We start from the raw sequence: 19,708 nt of genomic DNA on the forward strand, positions 1-19,708 counted from the left end.
CTTAATCTTTTATTTTCACCAAAGATTAATGATGTTCTCTAGCGTGATTTAAAGTGTATTTTGGAATTTCAATGACTAAATCTTCATCACCCATCTTTGATTGACAGGACAAACGAGAATACGCTTGCAAGCCCCATGCTTTGTCCAACATATCCTCTTCTTCATCCGTTGCCTCGTTTAATGAATCAAATCCCTCTTTGACAATCACGTGGCAGGTTGTGCAAGCACAGGACATTTCACAGGCATGTTCGATTTCAATATCCGCTTCCAACAAAGCCTGACACAGATTTTTACCCGTTGGAACTTCTAGTTCAGCTCCTTGCGGACATAAGGTTTCATGAGGCAATACAGTTAATTTTGGCATTATAAATCTCCTACAGACTTACCAGACAATGCTTGGCGAATACTTCTATCCATTCTTTTGGCAGCGAAACCATCCGTTGCTTGGCTTAAAGCGGATACATTAGCACGAATCTCTTCTGTACTGCCCTGTTCAACCGCTTGCATAGTGGTCTGGATTAATCGTTCAATTTCAGCTTGTTCTTCTGAGCTTAATAAATCAGCATCCGTTTTCAACGCGGAGTGAACAGACTCTATCAGCTGTTTAGCCGACACTTGCTGTTCGCGATGAATGCGAATTTGGGCATCTTCATTAGAATGTTCTATACTATCGCGTAGCATATTAGCGATTTCTTCCTCACTGATGCCGTAAGAAGGTTTTACCGTCACGCCTGCATTAACGCCTGTACTTAACTCTTGGGCTTCAACATTTAACAATCCATCCGCATCCACTTGGAATGTCACACGAATACGTGCTGCACCTGCCACCATGGGCGGAATACCTCGTAATTCAAAGTGTGCCAAAGAACGGCAAGCTTCTACCGTATCACGTTCTCCTTGCAGAATATGCAAGCTCATGGCAGTTTGACCATCTTTATAAGTGGTAAATTCTTGAGCTCGTGCCACGGGAATAGTGCTATTTCTAGGAATAATATGTTCAACCAAACCGCCCATTGTCTCCAATCCTAACGATAACGGTGTCACATCCAATAACAACCAATCCTGATCAGCCATTGTATTACCGACTAATAAATTGGCTTGGCGAGCCGCACCTAATGCCACCACTTCATCGGGATTTAAATTTGACAAAGGAGCTTGTCCAAAAAACTTCTCTAATTCATCACGGATAATCGGCATACGTGTCGCACCCCCTACCAACACCACGCCATCAATATCTTTAACGGATAATTGGGCATCTGAGAGGGCCTGTTTCACAATATCCAACGTTTTATGTACCAAAGGCTGTGCAATGTTTTCAAAATGGCTTCGCGGATAATTTTGATCAATATGCAAACCATCTGACAAACTAATCTTAATATCAGCCCTAGGTTCTGTACTCAATCGTTCACGTGCTTTGCGTGCCAAAGTCAACAAGGAACGCTTATCTTGGGCGGTTAAATGATCTTTGTCATGGTGACGCAAAATATCGTCCACCACTAATTTATCAAAGTCATCGCCTCCTAACTGCGTATCACCTGCGGTGGCAATAACTTCAAAGACTCCTTTGCTTAACTTTAAAATCGATACATCAAAGGTACCACCGCCCAGATCATAGACCACAAAAACGCCCTCGATCTGATTGTCTAATCCATAGGCCAAGGCTGCTGCAGTCGGTTCATTAATCAAACGAAGTACATTAATGCCTGCTAATCTTGCTGCATCTTTAGTTGCTTGTCTTTGGGTATCATCAAAATAAGCAGGTACCGTGATGACGGCCCCCACAATATCATCTTTTAAAGTGTCTTCTGCACGCTTTCGCAAAACTTCTAAAATTCTGGCCGATACTTCCACTGGTGTGACCACTTTGTCATAAACCTTGAGTTTCACCATCGTATCTGAGGCTTCAAGGTGATATGGCAGTCCGAGACTTTGGGCCTCTTCATATGATCGCCCCATTAAACGTTTCACAGAAACAATGGTATTAACGGGATCTTGGTTTTGACTACTGATGGCTTGATAACCGTATTCATATTGACCATTCTTTAAATAACGAATCACAGAAGGCATCAACACGCGTCCGTTCTTATCAGGGAAAGCTTCGGCAACATCATTTCTAACGGATGCCACCAAAGAATGAGTCGTTCCTAAATCAATACCAATTGCTAAACGTTTTTGGTGAGGTTTGGGAGATTGACCCGGTTCAGATATTTGAAATAATGCCATAATGTATTGTTAATTAATTAAATTCTTTAAAAACTTTTTGCAAAAACATACCCTCACGAACAAGCGTAGCACCGCGAACAAAGTCTTTTTCTTGATCAAGAGCGTTGGCCAATTGTTGAATCAATTGATGCCAGTCTTTGTTTAAATCGGACTTTAACGCTTGCATCGCTTGAGGGTTAGAACGAGCCATATCAATGGATTCACGCAGTTGCATCTGTTTCATCAGAAATTCAGGAGACATCGCTGTATTCGTTTCCGACTCAATCTCAACGCCATGAAGTTGACACAAATAACTGGCACGTTTAATCGGATCTTTCAAGGTTTGGTAAGCATCGTTAATTCGCGTAGCCCAAACCATAGCTGTTTTCTTTTCTGCAGCACTGGCCCAAGCAAAGCGATCAGGATGGACTTTGGCTGAGGCCGTTTTCCATCGCTGATCTAAATCTTCTAACGATAATTCAAACCGCTGCGGTATGCCTAAAAGTTCAAAGTAATTGTCCATAGGTTATACGCTAAAGGATTCACCACAGCCACAAGATGCTTTTTGATTAGGATTAGTAAATTTAAATCCCTCGTTTAAGCCTTCACGCACAAAATCCAGTTCCGTGCCAGCAATATAAGGCAAACTCTTAGGATCCACAAATACTTTTACACCAAAGCTTTCAAAAACATTATCACTGCTTTCAGGATCATCCACGTATTCCAGTTTATAAGCCATCCCTGAGCAACCTGTCGTGGTCACCCCAACTCGCAAGCCTAAACCTTTACCGCGACGTTCAAGATATTTTTTGATATGTTCTGCTGCACGTTGTGTGAGTGTCACTTCCATTGACATGATTCACCTCTTACTTTTGATGTTTTTTGCGATAGTCTTCTACCGCTGCTTTAATCGCATCCTCTGCCAAAATAGAACAATGAATTTTTACAGGTGGTAGTGCCAATTCCTCAGCAATATCGGTATTACGAATGTCTAAGGCTTGATCTAAGGTTTTACCTTTGACCCATTCTGTTACCAAAGAACTCGATGCAATCGCCGATCCACAACCATAGGTTTTAAATTTTGCATCTTCGATGACCCCCTCTTCATTTACTTTGATTTGGAGTTTCATCACGTCACCACAGGCGGGTGCTCCCACCATACCTGTTCCTACATCTTGATCATCTTTATCAAATGCACCTACATTTCTAGGATTCTCATAATGATCCAAAACTTTATCACTATATGCCATGTTATATCCTTTAAATTAGTGAGCTGCCCATTGGACAGTGCTTAAATCAATACCCTCTTTGTACATATCCCACAAAGGCGACATGTCACGTAATTTGGCAACATTTTCAATAATCAATTTTGCGGCAAAGTCCACGTTTTCTTCTGTGGTAAAGCGTCCCAATGTCATGCGAATAGAACTATGTGCCAATTCATCATTACGTCCCAAGGCTCTCAATACATATGAGGGTTCCAAACTGGCTGATGTACAGGCCGAACCGCTAGATACCGCCAATTCTTTTATCGCCATCATCAAAGACTCGCCCTCAACATAGTTAAAGCTAACGTTTAAGTTGTGAGCAATGCGGTGTTCCATATCACCATTGATATAAATTTCTTCAATATGACTGAGCTGATTCCACAAACGATCGCGTAGAAGACGAATACGTTTATTTTCTTCGGCCATCTCTAATCTAGCCAATTCATAAGCTGCCCCCATACCCACGATTTGGTGAGTAGGCAACGTGCCCGAACGCAAGCCTCTTTCATGGCCACCACCATGCATTTGAGACAAAATTCTGACTCTTGGTTTACGGCGAACATACAAGGCACCAATGCCTTTGGGTCCGTAGCATTTATGTGCCGAAAAGCTCATTAAATCGACAGGTAATTGGGCCAAATTAATCGCTACTTTTCCTGTTGCTTGAGCAGCATCAACGTGAAAAACAACGCCTTTTTCACGACAGATATTGCCAATTGTTTCAATGTCTTGAATAACACCAATTTCGTTATTTACCAACATCACGGATACGACGGTCGTATCCGGTCTAATGCTGTCTTTTAGATAATCGATGTCGATCAAACCATTTTCTTGTACATCAAGATAAGTGACTTCAAAACCAATTCTTTCTAACTCACGACAGGTATCTAACACAGCCTTATGCTCTGTTTTTACCGTGATAATATGTTTACCTTTCGGTTCATTAAAAAGTGCGGCACCTTTGATCGCTAAGTTATCCGATTCCGTTGCACCTGAAGTCCAAATAATCTCTCTCGGATCGGCTCCAACCAAATCTGCCACTTGTTTTCTAGCCTGTTCAACCGCTTCTTCAGCCTCCCAACCCCAAGCGTGACTACGTGAGGCAGGATTACCAAAATGCTCAAATAACCAAGGAACCATCTTATCTACCACTCTCGGATCAACAGGCGTTGTGGCCGAATAATCAAGATAAATAGGTAGATTGGGATTAAGTTGATAAGTCATGAATGCTCCTTAGATACCAGTTGTATTTTGAATAAATTTGGCTGGATGAATAATGGCTTGTTGCTGATTCATTGTCATACGATTTTCATCTACCAAACTTTGTAAACTTACAGAATCTAAAAACTGTAGCATCGTGCGATTGAGTCTTGACCAAAGATTATGGGTCATGCAACGACCATCTTCCATACCGTTGCGACCCGTTGTACAGGGCTCATTATTCCCACAGGAAGTCGCATCAATCGGTTCGTCCACAGCTAAAATAATTTCTGCAATACTTATACTATTTGCGGAACGGGCTAATACATACCCACCTCCCGGACCGCGAAAGCTATCGACCAGTTTGACCTTTTTTAGCTTTCCAAATAATTGCTCCAGATAAGAAAGTGAAATGTTCTGACGTTCAGCGATAGAACTTAATCGAACAGGCCCTTTATTCTGTCTCAGAGCAATGTCGATCATTGCTGTTACAGCAAATCTGCCTTTTGTTGTTAGACGCATCACTATCCTCTTAATATGTATTGGGTCATTAAAACAGACGATAGTATAACATAATTCCCGAGTAAATTACTAAGGAATTATCGAGACATGAGAAAATAATGATAAAAAGATGAGTTTCTGAGGTACAAGAGGGTCAAAAGTGGTAATTTAAGCCAATCTCGGTTTAATTAAAACTAAAAATATATGATTCTTATCGTTAACCAAACCAGACAAAATTTCTATTATACAATGAATTAAGTGAGTTTTTTCTTATTTAAGACATTCGGGAACAAGTCTGTCAACTTGAGCGTGGGTTAACTTAGAGCGACATGGCGTGGTTGTGTTGCGGACACCTGACTTAAGTGCGTTAACTCAGTACGGCGTGATGTCGCATGTTGTGGATACATGACCTAGATGTGGGTTAACTTAGTACGGCGTGGCTGTGTTATGGACACCAGCCTGAATGCGAGTTAACTTAGAACCGCACAACGTATCTATATCATTAAAAAAACTTAAACTTTAATCCACTTGGAACTGGGCCGAACGTTTAGAAACATTCTCAAACACGCCAGCACACGCGTCTTCTAGGTAATCCATCATCTTCACAAATCCCTCCAATGGACCATAGAACGGATCTGAGACGGTCGCCTCTTCATGATCGTTTGCAAAACGCATCAACAACATGATTTTATGATGTAATGAACGTGGACAAATCTGTTGCATATAGGTGATATTGTCCCAATCCATAGCAAGAATTAAGTCATACTTTTTAAAATCTTCTGGTGTAATCATTCTTGCTCTGTGCCCAGAAATATCAATATTACGTTTCTTGGCCACTAACTGAGCTCGACCATCAGGCGGTTCGCCCACATGATAATCACTTGTCGCCGCTGACCCTACTTCAATCTCAGACTCCAACCCATGTTCAGCGACCATTTTTCTCAAAATGCCCTCAGCACTGGGAGAACGACAAATATTGCCCATACAAACAAAAAGTACTTTCATTTTTCCAAACGTAATTAAAAATAATTTCTGACGAACCTAAACTAGCATTCTACACTAAAATACCGTTTTTTTATAGACCTAAAAATATTTCAAAAATCTGATGAATGTAAGGTTTTTAAAAAAGCCAAATCTTTATCACTTAATCGATGAGCTGCTTGTTCTAATAATTCTGGACGACGTTCAAAAGTAAGTTTTAAACTCTCTTGACGACGCCATTGTTCAATCAAAGCATGATTACCTGACATCAACACTTGAGGCACCGTCATACCCTCAAAATCCACGGGTCTTGTATAATGAGGACTGTCTAACAAACCTGACAATTCTTCTTGAAAAGAGTCTTGTTTATATGAGGCTTCTGAGTTCATCGCTTGTGGAATTAAACGCACACTCGCATCCATGAACGCCATGCATGCCAGTTCACCTCCACTTAACACAAAATCTCCCAGACTATATTCTTCATCCACACATAAATCAATAAATCGTTGATCAATCCCCTCATAACGGCCACAAACAAAAATCGCCCCAGATTCCTCTAACAATCGTTGAGCATCCGCCTGAACAAAAGGTTTTCCACAAGGGCTTAATAAAATCGTTCTTCTTTGGCTAGGGATTTGAGTTTGAATATCTTTCCACGCATCATGCAAAGGCTTTGCCAACATCACCATTCCAGGCCCACCTCCATAAGGACGGTCATCAACCGTGTGGTGAACATCTTGCGTATAATCGCGAGGATTCCAACACCTTAACGTCCATAGACCTTGTTGCCAAGCCCTGCTCGTAATACCGTACTGAGTAAGGGCTTGAAACATTTCTGGAAACAAAGTAATGACATCAAAACGCATTAATTTTCTGGAGGTATATCAGTAATAATGACCGCTGTCTGCAAGTCAACATAAGGGACGCGTTGTCTGACAAAAGGAATAAGCTGATCAACATACTGCCCTTTCGGTGTACGTTTAAAATCCTTTTGGCCATCAGCCAACTCCACCTCTGGACAAACATGCAAAATCGCATGAACGCCGTTTTCAGAAACAGTTCTGACCTTGCCCATATAGGTCAATGCCTCGGCTATCGGGTCAATTTCCTCAAACTCTTGAGACTCAGGGCCTGCAAACAAGCGTTCATCCTGTTCTTCATTTGCATAAAAGACATCACAGCCAATAAGATCAACCCAATAAAAGGTTTCATCATCTGTTTCAGGAAAATCATCTCGTGCCACTTGGACGGTATAACCGCGTAAAGCCTGAGCCGCGTCACGATCATTAATTCCCTCAAACTGACAAATAATCTCATCGCCATGCAACTTAATCTGCTGAATGGTGAGTTTTTTGGTTTCTGAATTTCTTTGGTTCAAAAGAGAAAGATAGCACTCTTTCTGAGAAAAAAGAATGCTATCTTGGGGATGACAATATACCTTTAGTTTCACCATGCCTTTAATACCAAAGGCACCTGAAACATAACCTAATTCGATAAGGTTACTGTCCATAGCATGAGATTAGGCAACGTTAGCTGCGTATTCTTTTACAAGACGTTGTACAGTTAATGATACCTGTGCACCGTTATTTGTCCAGTGATTCAAACGTTCCAAATTAATACGAAGATTTTCAACACCCTCTTTACCTACTGGGTTGTAAAAACCTAAACGTTCAATAAAACGACCATCACGACGATTACGAGAATCAGTAGCTACGATGCTGTAAAATGGGCGCTTTTTAGAGCCACCACGAGATAAACGAACAACTACCATAAAATCGGTATTCCTTATTTTTAAAAGATTAAATTAAAAAATGGGCTAAAACCTAAAGATTATACCTAGTTAGCGTTAAATTGTAAAGGTCTTATATATTTTTTCTTGACTTAATTGTAATCTTAATGGTCGTTTTGCAAAATCAGCGTGTTGTTTTTGCAACCATTCTTGAGTAGAAATCGGCACTATTTCATTCGCTAAAAACAAGCCTTTTTCTTTCTCTTGCTGCCAAACCTCTAAAGCATATTGGTACAACGATTTTGCTTCTTTAGGAACCAGATGATAAATACCCGCATTGTCAGGAGCAAGCTGATTTAACAACTGGGCAAGCTGTGTTGAGACCCATTGCGTATCCGTAAAATGGCCCCATTGGTCGTCCACCACCTCTACTCGCTTTTGCTTGCTTAATTGTTGTTTCAAACGAGCCGCAAAATGTTGCGAGGAATCAACACTATATAAACGACTTAAACGAAATATCCAAGTCTGTTGAGGTAATGCCTGCCTTAATAAACGCTCACTTTCAGCTTTAGTGATACCGTAGTAATTGATGGGCGATGGCGTATCCTCTTCCACATAAGGACGATAAAAGTTTCCTGCAAAAACAAAGTCAGTGGAAAAATGGATAAAAGCGGTGGGTAATTGGGCGGCACGGATTTTTTCAGCGATCAAAAAAGGAATGTGAGCATTCACTTGATACGCTGTTTCTTGTTGCTTTTCGGCCTGATCCACCTGCGTAAAGCCTACGGCATTGATTAAAATATCAGGCTGATAATCCTCAATCTTCTTAAAATCAAAGGACGTTTGAAAACAAAAGTCTTCTCTTGACCATGCTTGTACATCGTGTTCTTGAGCCAATCTCAAAAACAAAGAACGGCCGAGTTGACCGTTCTTTCCTAGTATTAAAATTCGCATTATGGTTTTTTCTTAGACAAAGCAATTTGATCGACTAAGATATAAGCGGCTTCACGTGCAGCAGAGTCAATATTCTCACGCATTTTTTTCTCATCCGCCACTTCATCTTTGATATTGCCCTCACCATAAGACAAGCCGTCATCCAGTTTAAAACTATCAACTTCAGACTCGCCTAGCGCTTTACGTCTTTGTTCAAAACCCTCACGCACTTTTTCTTGTTCCTCACGTTCAGATAAACGCACTTTGTAATTCAAGGACAATACTTTCTTATCACGAACTTTCTTCACGTACTCAATTCTATCCACCATCAAATTCCATGATTTAGATTCTTTTGTACGTTCCTTATGAAGCTGTGTCAGTTTAGATAAATACTGTCTGACATCGCCAACAGGACGATAATCCGCAGGTTCAATCTCTGTCCATGGCATAGCGTTTTCATAGCTCGACTCGCCTAACTCACTTGTATCCACACTGCTTGGGAAAGCGATATCAGGAATGATGCCTTTAAGCTGATTCGACGCACCACTGACCATAAAGAATTTTTGTTGCGTCCATTTTAAAGCTCCAATCGAACTTTTTTGACGATCTCTTGCAGACAAGAAATTATCAAGCGATTGGTACACTTGAACCGTACCTTTGCCCCATGTAGAATCGCCCACAACCAAGGCTCTACCATAATCTTGCATCGCACCTGCAAAAATTTCAGACGCTGAAGCAGAGAATTTATTGACCAAAACAATAATGGGCTTATCCCAGAATGTTGGTGTGCGAGGCGAACGCACATAATCGATATGACCATTAGCGTTTTGGATTTGGACCACAATGGAATCAGGTTCTAAAAACAAACCACTTAATGCAGCAGCTTGTGGCAATGAACCGCCTCCGTCATTACGTAAATCCAATACCAAGCCCGCAACATTCTCTTTTTGAAGTGATTCAATAGCTTTTTTCACGTCGGTACTGACGTTTTTAGTCGCCCCGCTTTTATCAGATGAAGAACGAAATTCCTCATAAAAGCTAGGAATCGTGATAATACCAATATTAATCACTTCTTTACCGCGTGTCACAGGCAAAACCTTAGAACGCACGGCCTGTTCTTCCATCAATACTTTTTCTCTGACGATACGCACAACCTTATGCTTGGCATCTGCCCCTTGATCAGAAGACATCAACTCCAAACGAATAACCGTGCCTCGTTTACCACGTACCTTTTTGACGATATCGTTTAAACGCATATCGATAACATCCTCAAAAGGCCCTGTATCACCTTGGGCGATCGCTACAATCTTGTCACCTGGGTTAATCATGCCAGATTTTGCTGCTGGACCACCTGGCACTAATTCACGAATTTGGGCATATTCATCCGTTTTCTGTAATACCGCACCAATCCCCTCAACCGATAAGGACATAGACACCGCAAAGTCTTGTGCAGAAGACGGGCTATAGTACTCACTATGAGCATCTACTGCTTTAGTGTAAGCATTGATAATTAACTCGCCCACATCCTCGCTATTCATGCGTAGCACTTGGTTTTTCGAGTTATTGTAACGACGTTTTAAAATCGTTTTGATTTTTTCATCAGAATTATTAGCAAGCTTCAAACGCAAATAATCGTTCTTCACTCGCTTTCTCCAAATATCTTTTATATCGCTTTCATTCTTAGCCCAAGGCGATTTTTTTCGATCGATTTCAACACTTTCTTTCTTAGTGAAATCAAACCCTTTGTCCAGTAAAGAAATCGCGTATTCATATCGCTCCTGAACACGATGACGATAATGAATAAAAAAGTCAAAACAGTCATCAAACGAAGAACGTGCAATGTAACTCGCCATTTTATTTTTCATATAGGCGTAGTCATCAATATCTTTCTGAGTAAAAAAGACTCTTTGGGGATCCAAACTTTTTAAGAAAGTCTTGTAAATTAATGCAGATGTCTCGAGATTAAGCGGTTTCGGGTCATAGGCTAATTTACTTAAAATCGCTGCGGTGATGTAACTGGCCTCTTCTTGGGCAAGCTGAGGTATAAATGTGTCATCCGCAGGAATCGTATTGGATGAGCTAACATTCGATACAGGCTCAGTGACAGAGATTTCAGTCGCAAAGCTAGCTGTACTAACCGCAGTTAGCAATCCTAGCGTCAATAGTAATTTTTGCACTTTCATAAAAATTCATTTATTTTTTACTAATAAAACGTTACTATACAAGAAAACAAGGAGAATTTCTTAATTTTGCAATTTTTTTAGCAAACAAAGTGAATATCCATGTTTTCATCATGCTTTTATTCAGGGGGATTATCTTATGACATCACTTCATATCTCCAAAACACTTTTTACCTGTGCCGTCTTAACATTCAGCACCAGTGCACTGAGCCAAACATTACCCCAAACCAAAGAAGCACTACTGACTTGTCTAAACTCGATAAAGCCTAAAGATATTGATACGGCGTTATATCAGAAGATTACTGCCTCTATCGAACCCGATTTCTCTGTATTAGACAAGCTTAACTATCAGCCTGAATTTAAGCTACCCAGCTGGGATTATTATTCAGTGTTAGTCGATCAGGAACGTGTGAATGATGGACTGGTGATGATGAACCAATACAAAACCGTTTTAGATCGCATCCATCAACAATATAAAGTCCCTCCTCAGGTAATCGTAGCTATTTGGGGTATCGAAAGCAATTATGGCAAAAACATCGGACAAACGCCGATCTTAAATTCACTGGCCACGTTAAGTTGTTACGGTCGTCGCCAAAACTATTTTAGAACAGAACTAACAGCCGCCTTGAAGATTATTGCTTCGGGAGATGTACGTGCTGAGGATTTAAAAGGTTCTTGGGCAGGTGCTTTTGGCAATACCCAGTTTATGCCTAGCACTTATCGCCGTCTTGCAGTAGATTTTGATAAAGATGGCAAAAAAGATCTCGTTAATAGCGTGCCAGATGCATTAGCTTCTACCGCGAACTTCCTGATTAAATCAGGCTGGAAACCAGGTCTAGCATGGGGACTTGAGGTCAAACTACCCCAACATTTTGATACCAGTCAAACTGCATGGAACAAAAGAAAAACCGCCAAACAATGGCAAGATCTAGGTTTAAAGCCCTATGCATCCAGACAGTCTATTACCCAAGTGTTTCCTGAACACACATCACTTGGTTTGTTATTGCCTGATGGACCGAATGGGATTGCACTTTTAGTGAGTCAAAACTTCACCGCTGTCTATCGCTATAATGCATCGACTAATTATGCCTTGGCTATTTTAGGACTTGCTCAAAAACTCAATTTAAAAACGGATTTTGAGAAAAAATGGTCTCGACAAGGCCTATCGCGTAAAGATAGAGTCCAATTACAAGATCATCTAAAGTCTTTGGGTTATGACATCGGCAGCAGCGATGGTATTCTGGGAAGTAAGAGCCGACACGCCATTCAAGCATTACAGCAGGAATGGGGAATGACGGCTGATGGCGTGGCGGATAAGGAGTTTTACCAAAAACTTATCCATCATTCCCAAGCCACCTCCTCTCAAGAGTAAGGCGGATGTTGTTTTTATTCACAGGATGGCAAAAAAAGATTGACCTTGTACCATTGATTCATTAAAATTATGTTTCTTGGCTCTTTAGCTCAGTCGGTTAGAGCGACGGAATCATAATCCGCAGGTCCCCCGTTCGAGTCGGGGAAGAGCCACCAGAATTTAAGATGCCTGATATTTGTCAGGCATTTTTTATTGCCTGAAAGATGTTACCCCGCCTCTGGTGCATACCGAGTGATCGAGTGACCTCTCCACACTGAGTGATCGAGGCACGCTTCATACAAAAAAGCCCGCTCAAATACGTGACTTGAACGGGCTGTTCAGATGAGCTATTGTCTATCACTGACAATCTGGAACTTTTCTAAATGACTGGTAATGGTCAAAAGTAATGTATTGCTGGGTTTTTGAAAAAATAATACGTTTAGCATTACGCTGACGACTTCCTTGGTAATCAAAATCTGCCTCTTGCCATCTGCCTTGAGGGAGTTTTTGTTCAAAATTACCAAAATAATCACCACCGATCATCTTACCCTCTAAAACGTCTTCATCCCATAAAGAACGGCCTGGGCGCCATCCTCGATGCATGGCTTTTTGTTTCGTGATATAAAAACTAGGCAAACTCGCTTTGTTTTTTAGCATTCTGATGGTCAATGCTAACTTAGGCAAATCATAGATGCTGGCATTTTCTTCTCTAGCGAGGTTTCTTAATACATTCTCACAACTATTGGCAGCACGTGCAACACGGGCAGACGCACGCAAATCATTAATCATCAGGTATGCCACTGCAATAATCGTGACAAATACCAAACCTAATAAACTGATAAACATTTTCCTAGTCATCTTTTATCCTTGTCTTAATCTAATTTCCTGTGCATTGAGAATCCAGTCCACATTAATCAAACCGATCTTCTACCTCTTTGACTGAGCCTAATTTCCCGTAGATTGGGTATCGCTTTCTAATATCAAATAAGGATTTTCTCCACCTCTAGAATACGTGTCTGATACCAAAATGTCCAGAATAACACTCGCAATATCATCCGCAATGGGGTCTGCGTGTGGTTGTTTAGTCTGAAATATAATTTTGGCATAATGTGAGCATTCCTCGCAAATATGAGCTTTTGCTCCCAAATAACTTGGATTCTCGCCGTTTTCCATATCTTTTAATGAAATCGACTTTTGAGAATCGCAAAAAGTACATTTTGCTCTCAATACATTCCAACGTGCATTACAACGAGGGCAATGCTGATAACGAAGATTGTAATAATCCGATTTTAGCAAAACGATACTAGAAACCGCTTCATGACCACAACAAGGACAATGAACACGTTCTTTTTTTATAGGCACATCTTTTTCTTTCAATGTGATACAAGCACTGGTCCACAGCACTTCTAACAATGCTCGCACGATGATTGTCTGAACAACGGGTTTACGTGGGCCGTCAGTTTGGGCCAACTGCCATAAAGCATCTATGCTTTTTTCTTTTACGGCTTGGACGGCCTGCTTGATTTTTTCTTCTTTTGTTTGTTCCTGCAATATCGACAAAAATTGAGAAAAATACGTTTGAAAAACATCAGGAACTTCCTGTGTATCAAAAGGTTTTAAAATCGTCTGCTCTCGAATAATAAAGCTTTCTAACGGTGCAATGGATCGTAATAAAGTGTCTTGAGCATGACAAATATCTGCCAATATTCGCAAATATAACGACCAAGGAGTTTGATCGGCTTGAGCTAATTCTTCATAACGAGCCGCCCTTAAAGCAAAGACATCTTGGCTGGGGGGCATAAAAAAAGGTTTATGAAAAAACTCATCAACTTGTATTTCTATCATCTTATTGTTCACTCACTAATTCAGCATGCGTGTAAATTGTAAATCTATCTGGTCTGGCAAATCCAATTAAACACATACCTGCTTCATCCGCCATATCGATCGCCATAGAGGTTGCTGCCGAAACGGCGACAAGGATACTGACTCCCATAACATTGGACTTTGCAACCATTTCATAGCTTGCACGACTGGATACTAATATAAATCCTTGGGGCAACACAGGATGCTTTTGAGATAAATCGCCTAATAATTTATCCAGTGCATTGTGTCTGCCTAAATCCTCAAAAATTGCTTGTAACTGACCATGCGTGTCAAACCAAGCGGCGGCATGCATAGAACCCGTCATATAACGCATAGCTTGGTGATTGGGAAAGTCAATAATGGCTTTTCTAATGGCTTGTGCCTTCACTGAAAATTCAGGATGAATCTTTTGGATAGGCATGACTGCCTGTGAAAGACTATCAATACCACACAAACCGCAGCCTGTTCTTCCCGAAAGATTTCGACGACGTTCTTTTAATCGATGAAAACACGCACTACTAATCTCAATTCTTAGTTCTATGCCTTGCTTCAAGTAATGTATATCGATATCATAAATATCGGTGATACGCGTCACAATCTGTTCACTCAGACTAAAGCCAATGGCCAATGCTTCTAAATCCTGAGCCACTCCCATTAACACAACATGAGAGATACCATTGTAAACCAGGGCTATCGGAACCTCACAAGAAATGATATCTGTTTCGGTTTTTTCTAGCCCTGATGCGTCACTTCTTTTTACCCAATATGCCTTGATGGCTTCATGGTTCATTCTGGTGTTTTTTCCTCAGTTTGATGTTGTTCTGCTTTTTGCATCATTTCACGATACCAACGAGGATGATGTTTCTTTGCCCAGTGTTGGGTCACCACACCCTCGATCATGGCACGAATCGTTCCTCTTACCCAAATCGCTGCATAAACATGAACGATGATGCTGGCAATTAAAATCGTTGCCGACCAAGCGTGGAACAATAATGCCAAGCGAATGACAGGAATAGAAAAATGAGGAGCAAAGTAAGGACGCCAAGCAATCAAGCCCGTTACCACCATGACTAACATACAAAGAGTCATCACCCAGAACATGGCTTTTTGGCCACCATTGTACTTGCCAATATCGCCCACTTCATGACCTTTTAGTACTTGTCTAACTGCCAACATCCACTTGACGTCTTCTTTGTTGATAAAGTTATGACGAAAATATCTAAAAAACTGCACCGTAAACCCTACAAACATGACAACGCCAACAATAGGATGAATCATGCGTGCCAGTTGAGGCGTACCAAACACATTACTTAACCAGAAAAAAGCGGGATAAAAGAATGCTAATCCTGAAATGGCCAATAGCACAAAACAAACCGCCACTACCCAGTGGTTAATCCGTTCAGAACGCGAATATCTTTGAAGTAAAGGTTTTTTCATCATTTATCATCCCCTTTGTGCAATTTTCCATCTTTACCAATAACCGTCATGTCCTCCAATTCATCATCTGAACGATTGGGGCCCACTGTAATATAGTGGAAAAAGCCAAATAACGTAGCCGCTGCGATACCGAATGTCGCTAAAGGTTTTAATAGGCCTTTCCAAAATCTTACCGTAGGACTAATCTCTGGATTCTCTGGCAATCCGCTATATAAGTTAGGATTATCGGCATGGTGAAGCACATACATCACGTGTGTACCGCCAACGCCTTGGGGATCATACAAACCAGCATGCTCATAACCTCTTGCTTTCAAATCATCAATACGTTCTTGGGCAAGCTGTTTCATGTCTTCTTTGCTACCAAAACGAATGGCCCCTGTTGGACAGGTTTTCACACAAGCAGGCTCTTGTCCCACAGCCACGCGATCTGAACACAAAGTACATTTGTAAGCACGATTGTCTTCTTGATTGATGCGAGGAATGTTAAACGGACAGCCCGAAATACAATAACCGCAACCAATACAATTTTCCTGATGAAAATCCACAATACCATTTTGATATTGAATAATGGCACCAGGTGAAGGACAGGCTTTCAAACAGCCCGGTTCACTACAGTGCATACACCCGTCTTTACGAATTAACCATTCTAATTTACCATGTTCTTCAACCTCATTAAATCTCATGACCGTCCAGCTTTTTGCCGTGAGATCAATGGGGTTATCATACACACCATGACAGGTGCCAATCTCATCTCTTAAATCATTCCATTCTGAACAAGCCACCTGACATGCTTTACAGCCAATACAGGTACTCACATCAATAAGTTTTGCAACTTCTACAGGTTTACGAACACCAGGTGGCGGTGTCACTTCTACCGTTGCAGAACGGCGTTTAATATCTAATGATTGTAATGCCATTTTCTGCTCCTTATACTTTCTCAATATTGACTAAAAATGCCTTGTATTCTGGCGTTTGGGTATTACAGTCACCCACAAAAGGCGTTAAAGAATTAATCAAATAAGCCTTAGGTGCTGTTTTTTCTTTCTCCCAACCCCCGTGCAAAGGAATACCGACTTGATGAACTGTTTGTCCATTAACGGTCAACGGTTTAATACGTTTCGTTACGACTGCAACGGCTTCTACCGCACCGCGTTTGGATGACACACGCACCATATCTCCTTTGACAATTCCTTTTTCTTTTGCCAATTCCTCACTGATTTCCACAAATTGTTGAGGCTGAGCAATCATCAAAAGCTTGACGGATTTTGTCCAAAACTGGAAGTGCTCTGTTAAACGATATGTCGTGCCCACATAAGGGAATTCGCTCTTATCGCCAAAGCGAGATTTTACGCCCTCTAACAAACGAACGGCTGGCGATTGTACCTGTTCGGGATGCAAAGGATTCGTACCCAAAGGAGATTCCATTGGCTCATAATGTTCAGGGAATGGACCATCCACCATTTTTCTTTGGCTAAATAATCGTGCCACGCCCTCTTCGTTCATGATAAACGGATTCATGCCAGATTCAGGACTTGCATCGGCTTTAAAGTCCGCCACATCAATACCAGTCCATTTCGTGCCATCCCACTCGATTAACACGCGTTTAGGATCCCATGGTTTGCCACTCGGATCACATGAAGCACGGTTATACAGAATACGACGGTTAGCAGGCCATGCCCATGCCCAATTTGGCGTATTACCTAGACCGACGTTTGTATTATCGCGGCGGTCCATTTGGTTACCTTTTTCCGTCCAAGAACCTGAGAAAATCCAAGTCGCACAGCTAGTCGAACCATCCGCACGCAATTCTGAGAAACTGCTCAATAACTCGCCTTTCTTACGAATTACTTTACCATTCGCATCGGTAATATCAGCCAAAGCCATACCGTTATTTTCTTTTGCCATCTCTACAGGCTTAGGTGCACGAGGATCATAATAGTTCCACGCACAATTCAAGATAGGTTCAGGACTAACACCCCCTTCTTTGCGATATAAATCTTTTAGACGTGTCATTAACTCACCTAAAATATCTAAATCAGGCAAAGCTTGTACAGGTGGTTCTGCCGCTGGATGGTGCCATTGTAACCAGCGTGATGAGTTCACGATCGATCCCTCTTCTTCCGCAAAACAAGGCGTTGGTAAGCGGAATACTTCTGTCGCAATCTTGCTAGGATCCGTATGGTGATTAATATCTTCGTGATTTTCCCAGAAAGACGCTGTTTCTGTTTTCAAAGGATCCATCACGACCATGTATTTTAATTTTGAGAAAGCTTCCGTCACATAGTTAGCATCAGGGAATGAGCCTTGTGCATTAAAGCCTTGTACCAAACAACCATTCATTTTGCCTTGGTGCATCAGTTCCACCATTTGTAGGACATCGTACATTTTGTCCCATTTAGGCAACCAATCATAGCCCCAATCATTTTCTTTTGTGGCATGTTCACCAAAGAACCATTTCAAGCAACTTACCATGAAAGCAGGTGTATTATTCCAATAATTAAGCTGTCCTGCTTCCAATGCTTTAGGTGTTTGTTTGGCCAAATAAGTCGCTAAATTCGGATGTTCTTTTTCGCTAGGTAAACTTAAATATCCTGGCAAACTGGTCGATAACAAGCCTAAATCCGATAAACCTTGAATATTAGAGTGACCACGCAAGGCATTCACACCGCCACCAGCCATACCAATGTTTCCTAGCAATAGCTGAATCATGGCCATCGTACGGATATTCTGAGCACCTGTCGTATGTTGTGTCCAACCCAATGCGTATAAAATGGTCATCGTTTTATTCGGAGCACAGGTCTCACCAATGGCTTGTGCCACTTTCAAAAAGTCTTCTTTTGGCGTTCCTGTCAACGTCGTCATCATCTCTAAACTATAGCGAGAGAAATGATTTTTCATGAGCTGGAATACGCAACGTGGGTCTTGTAAGGTCATATCGCGTTTAGCGTAACCCTGTTCATCCAATTCATAGAACCAAGTGTCACGATCATAAAATGGCGTGCGTTTTTCGCCATCTTCTGGATGCCCCGAAAATAAGCCATCATGGAAGTCATAACCATCTTTGACAATAAAGGAAGCATTCGTGTACGCACGGATATATTCCCAATGAATCTTATCGTTTTCAATCAACCAATTAATGATGGCTCCTAAAAAGCCAATATCTGAACCTGCACGAATTGGTGCATAGAAATCGGCCACTGAAGCGGTTCGATTAAAGCGTGGATCGACGACATAAAGTTTTGTGCCTTTGTGTTTTTTGGATTCAATCGCCCATTTAAAGCCCACAGGATGAGCTTCGGCAGCATTACCACCCATCACCAAAATAAAATCGGCATTCTGGATATCTGTCCATGTATTTGTCATCGCACCACGACCAAAGGTAGAGGCAAGTGCTGATACCGTTGGACCGTGACAAACGCGAGCTTGAGCATCTGTTGCTACGATCCCTAATGAACGCATGAATTTTTGGGTCAAAATCCCTGTTTCATTTGAAGAAGCTGATGCCGTTAACATCGACAAGGTTTCCAAACGATTAACCGTCACACCTTGCTCATTTTTTACTTTTAGATTCGCATCACGATCATCTTTTAAATGACGAGCGATACGATCAAACGCCTCTTCCCAAGAGATTCGCTTCCATTCATTGGAATAAGGTTCTCTTACTTCTGGATAATGCAATCGATTATCGCTATTGACAAAATCGACTAATGAAGCCCCTTTTGGACATAAAGATCCTCTACTTACAGGATGATCTGGGTCTCCCTCAATGTGATAGATTTTCTTTTTCGCATTTTTTGCCCCATCACCTAAGCTGTATAACAAGGTACCACAGCCCACAGAACAGTAAGTACAGTTATTTCTAGTTTCGTATGAGTGAGTTAGTTTGTATTGTCTAACCTCAGAAAACGCTGTTCCTGGTGCCATGCCCAAAACAGTTGCACCCGTTGCACTCAATCCTGCAGCGGTGATTTTAAAAAATTGCCGTCTATTAATATTCATAAATGTTCTCTGCAAAAATTACTTGAGAATGCTTATCATTAAGATTAAGTTCTTGTTATCTAAA

Annotated in this window: 20 protein-coding genes and 1 tRNA gene; 2 read left to right on the forward strand and 19 right to left on the reverse strand. The window is 41.2% G+C overall.

The window, feature by feature from the left end:
* Positions 1-25: 25 nt before the first annotated feature.
* The 13 genes from fdx to IX83_RS04530 all read right to left on the reverse strand — a co-directional run bounded on the left by fdx (position 26) and on the right by IX83_RS04530 (position 10,997).
* A complete protein-coding gene (fdx, locus tag IX83_RS04470) occupies positions 26-364 on the reverse strand; it encodes an ISC system 2Fe-2S type ferredoxin (protein WP_038499689.1) in 339 nt (112 codons plus the stop codon).
* A complete protein-coding gene (hscA, locus tag IX83_RS04475; RefSeq protein ID WP_038499692.1) occupies positions 364-2,223 on the reverse strand; it encodes a Fe-S protein assembly chaperone HscA in 1,860 nt (619 codons plus the stop codon). Before hscA ends, fdx begins: the two co-directional genes overlap by 1 nt.
* 13 nt (positions 2,224-2,236) lie before the next feature.
* Positions 2,237-2,725: a Fe-S protein assembly co-chaperone HscB gene (gene hscB / locus IX83_RS04480; RefSeq protein WP_038499695.1), complete on the reverse strand. Its 489-nt coding sequence runs from the start codon at positions 2,723-2,725 to the stop codon at positions 2,237-2,239.
* Between the two features lie 3 nt (positions 2,726-2,728).
* Positions 2,729-3,052, reverse strand: a complete 324-nt coding sequence (iscA, locus tag IX83_RS04485; RefSeq protein WP_038501556.1) for an iron-sulfur cluster assembly protein IscA — start codon at positions 3,050-3,052, stop codon at positions 2,729-2,731.
* 16 nt (positions 3,053-3,068) lie between these two features.
* A complete protein-coding gene (iscU, locus tag IX83_RS04490; protein ID WP_038499698.1) occupies positions 3,069-3,452 on the reverse strand; it encodes a Fe-S cluster assembly scaffold IscU in 384 nt (127 codons plus the stop codon).
* 15 nt (positions 3,453-3,467) lie between these two features.
* Positions 3,468-4,694, reverse strand: a complete 1,227-nt coding sequence (locus IX83_RS04495) for an IscS subfamily cysteine desulfurase (protein ID WP_038499701.1) — start codon at positions 4,692-4,694, stop codon at positions 3,468-3,470.
* A gap of 9 nt (positions 4,695-4,703) precedes the next feature.
* On the reverse strand, positions 4,704-5,192 hold the full coding sequence (locus tag IX83_RS04500; RefSeq protein ID WP_038499704.1) for an Rrf2 family transcriptional regulator: 489 nt from the start codon (positions 5,190-5,192) through the stop codon (positions 4,704-4,706).
* Between the two features lie 498 nt (positions 5,193-5,690).
* A complete protein-coding gene (locus IX83_RS04505) occupies positions 5,691-6,176 on the reverse strand; it encodes a low molecular weight protein-tyrosine-phosphatase (RefSeq protein ID WP_236620598.1) in 486 nt (161 codons plus the stop codon).
* Between the two features lie 89 nt (positions 6,177-6,265).
* Positions 6,266-7,018 (reverse strand): tRNA (guanosine(37)-N1)-methyltransferase TrmD, encoded by a 753-nt coding sequence (gene trmD, locus IX83_RS04510; protein ID WP_038499708.1) that lies wholly within the window; start codon positions 7,016-7,018, stop codon positions 6,266-6,268.
* Positions 7,018-7,662, reverse strand: a complete 645-nt coding sequence (rimM, locus tag IX83_RS04515; protein WP_038499710.1) for a ribosome maturation factor RimM — start codon at positions 7,660-7,662, stop codon at positions 7,018-7,020. The genes trmD and rimM overlap by 1 nt, the downstream gene beginning before the upstream one ends.
* A gap of 9 nt (positions 7,663-7,671) precedes the next feature.
* A complete protein-coding gene (rpsP, locus tag IX83_RS04520; protein WP_038499712.1) occupies positions 7,672-7,923 on the reverse strand; it encodes a 30S ribosomal protein S16 in 252 nt (83 codons plus the stop codon).
* 75 nt (positions 7,924-7,998) lie between these two features.
* A complete protein-coding gene (locus IX83_RS04525) occupies positions 7,999-8,835 on the reverse strand; it encodes an SDR family oxidoreductase (RefSeq protein WP_038499714.1) in 837 nt (278 codons plus the stop codon).
* A complete protein-coding gene (locus IX83_RS04530; protein ID WP_051919284.1) occupies positions 8,835-10,997 on the reverse strand; it encodes a carboxy terminal-processing peptidase in 2,163 nt (720 codons plus the stop codon). The genes IX83_RS04525 and IX83_RS04530 overlap by 1 nt, the downstream gene beginning before the upstream one ends.
* A gap of 136 nt (positions 10,998-11,133) precedes the next feature.
* Between IX83_RS04530 and IX83_RS04535 the strand changes: the two genes are divergently transcribed.
* Both IX83_RS04535 and IX83_RS04540 read left to right on the forward strand, forming a co-directional pair.
* On the forward strand, positions 11,134-12,366 hold the full coding sequence (locus IX83_RS04535; protein WP_051919287.1) for a lytic murein transglycosylase: 1,233 nt from the start codon (positions 11,134-11,136) through the stop codon (positions 12,364-12,366).
* A 78-nt stretch (positions 12,367-12,444) separates the two neighbouring features.
* Positions 12,445-12,521: transfer RNA gene (locus IX83_RS04540), tRNA-Met, on the forward strand.
* A gap of 181 nt (positions 12,522-12,702) precedes the next feature.
* On the opposite strand, the gene IX83_RS04545 is transcribed toward IX83_RS04540, so the two are convergent.
* The 6 genes from IX83_RS04545 to fdnG form a co-directional block, all read right to left on the reverse strand.
* Entirely contained in the window at positions 12,703-13,203 is a 501-nt protein-coding gene (locus tag IX83_RS04545) for a ribonuclease domain-containing protein (RefSeq protein ID WP_077315828.1), read from the reverse strand.
* An 87-nt stretch (positions 13,204-13,290) separates the two neighbouring features.
* A complete protein-coding gene (gene fdhE / locus IX83_RS04550) occupies positions 13,291-14,190 on the reverse strand; it encodes a formate dehydrogenase accessory protein FdhE (protein WP_038499716.1) in 900 nt (299 codons plus the stop codon).
* A gap of 1 nt (position 14,191) precedes the next feature.
* Complete coding sequence (gene fdhD / locus IX83_RS04555) at positions 14,192-14,998, reverse strand: formate dehydrogenase accessory sulfurtransferase FdhD (protein ID WP_038499717.1); 807 nt, start codon at positions 14,996-14,998, stop codon at positions 14,192-14,194.
* Positions 14,995-15,648 carry a formate dehydrogenase subunit gamma gene (locus IX83_RS04560; RefSeq protein ID WP_038499720.1) on the reverse strand — a complete coding sequence of 218 codons (654 nt, stop codon included), beginning with the start codon at positions 15,646-15,648 and terminating at the stop codon, positions 14,995-14,997. The genes fdhD and IX83_RS04560 overlap by 4 nt, the downstream gene beginning before the upstream one ends.
* Complete coding sequence (fdxH, locus tag IX83_RS04565; RefSeq protein ID WP_038499722.1) at positions 15,645-16,562, reverse strand: formate dehydrogenase subunit beta; 918 nt, start codon at positions 16,560-16,562, stop codon at positions 15,645-15,647. The genes IX83_RS04560 and fdxH overlap by 4 nt, the downstream gene beginning before the upstream one ends.
* A gap of 10 nt (positions 16,563-16,572) precedes the next feature.
* Positions 16,573-19,644 (reverse strand): formate dehydrogenase-N subunit alpha, encoded by a 3,072-nt coding sequence (gene fdnG / locus IX83_RS04570; protein ID WP_077315827.1) that lies wholly within the window; start codon positions 19,642-19,644, stop codon positions 16,573-16,575.
* Between the last annotated feature and the right edge of the window lie 64 nt (positions 19,645-19,708).

This window comes from Basilea psittacipulmonis DSM 24701 (genome assembly GCF_000743945.1).
Taxonomy (GTDB): Bacteria; Pseudomonadota; Gammaproteobacteria; order Burkholderiales; family Burkholderiaceae_B; genus Basilea; species Basilea psittacipulmonis.

Bases quoted from the DNA above. Each gene is read 5' to 3' on its own strand.
- fdx (WP_038499689.1), bottom strand. From the start codon at position 364: ATGCCAAAATTAACTGTATTGCCTCATGAAACCTTATGTCCGCAAGGA.
- hscA (WP_038499692.1), bottom strand. From the start codon at position 2,223: ATGGCATTATTTCAAATATCTGAACCGGGTCAATCTCCCAAACCTCAC.
- hscB (WP_038499695.1), bottom strand. From the start codon at position 2,725: ATGGACAATTACTTTGAACTTTTAGGCATACCGCAGCGGTTTGAATTA.
- iscA (WP_038501556.1), bottom strand. From the start codon at position 3,052: ATGGAAGTGACACTCACACAACGTGCAGCAGAACATATCAAAAAATAT.
- iscU (WP_038499698.1), bottom strand. From the start codon at position 3,452: ATGGCATATAGTGATAAAGTTTTGGATCATTATGAGAATCCTAGAAAT.
- IX83_RS04495 (WP_038499701.1), bottom strand. From the start codon at position 4,694: ATGACTTATCAACTTAATCCCAATCTACCTATTTATCTTGATTATTCG.
- IX83_RS04500 (WP_038499704.1), bottom strand. From the start codon at position 5,192: ATGCGTCTAACAACAAAAGGCAGATTTGCTGTAACAGCAATGATCGAC.
- IX83_RS04505 (WP_236620598.1), bottom strand. From the start codon at position 6,176: ATGAAAGTACTTTTTGTTTGTATGGGCAATATTTGTCGTTCTCCCAGT.
- trmD (WP_038499708.1), bottom strand. From the start codon at position 7,018: ATGCGTTTTGATGTCATTACTTTGTTTCCAGAAATGTTTCAAGCCCTT.
- rimM (WP_038499710.1), bottom strand. From the start codon at position 7,662: ATGGACAGTAACCTTATCGAATTAGGTTATGTTTCAGGTGCCTTTGGT.
- rpsP (WP_038499712.1), bottom strand. From the start codon at position 7,923: ATGGTAGTTGTTCGTTTATCTCGTGGTGGCTCTAAAAAGCGCCCATTT.
- IX83_RS04525 (WP_038499714.1), bottom strand. From the start codon at position 8,835: ATGCGAATTTTAATACTAGGAAAGAACGGTCAACTCGGCCGTTCTTTG.
- IX83_RS04530 (WP_051919284.1), bottom strand. From the start codon at position 10,997: ATGAAAGTGCAAAAATTACTATTGACGCTAGGATTGCTAACTGCGGTT.
- IX83_RS04535 (WP_051919287.1), top strand. From the start codon at position 11,134: ATGACATCACTTCATATCTCCAAAACACTTTTTACCTGTGCCGTCTTA.
- IX83_RS04545 (WP_077315828.1), bottom strand. From the start codon at position 13,203: ATGACTAGGAAAATGTTTATCAGTTTATTAGGTTTGGTATTTGTCACG.
- fdhE (WP_038499716.1), bottom strand. From the start codon at position 14,190: ATGATAGAAATACAAGTTGATGAGTTTTTTCATAAACCTTTTTTTATG.
- fdhD (WP_038499717.1), bottom strand. From the start codon at position 14,998: ATGAACCATGAAGCCATCAAGGCATATTGGGTAAAAAGAAGTGACGCA.
- IX83_RS04560 (WP_038499720.1), bottom strand. From the start codon at position 15,648: ATGATGAAAAAACCTTTACTTCAAAGATATTCGCGTTCTGAACGGATT.
- fdxH (WP_038499722.1), bottom strand. From the start codon at position 16,562: ATGGCATTACAATCATTAGATATTAAACGCCGTTCTGCAACGGTAGAA.
- fdnG (WP_077315827.1), bottom strand. From the start codon at position 19,644: ATGAATATTAATAGACGGCAATTTTTTAAAATCACCGCTGCAGGATTG.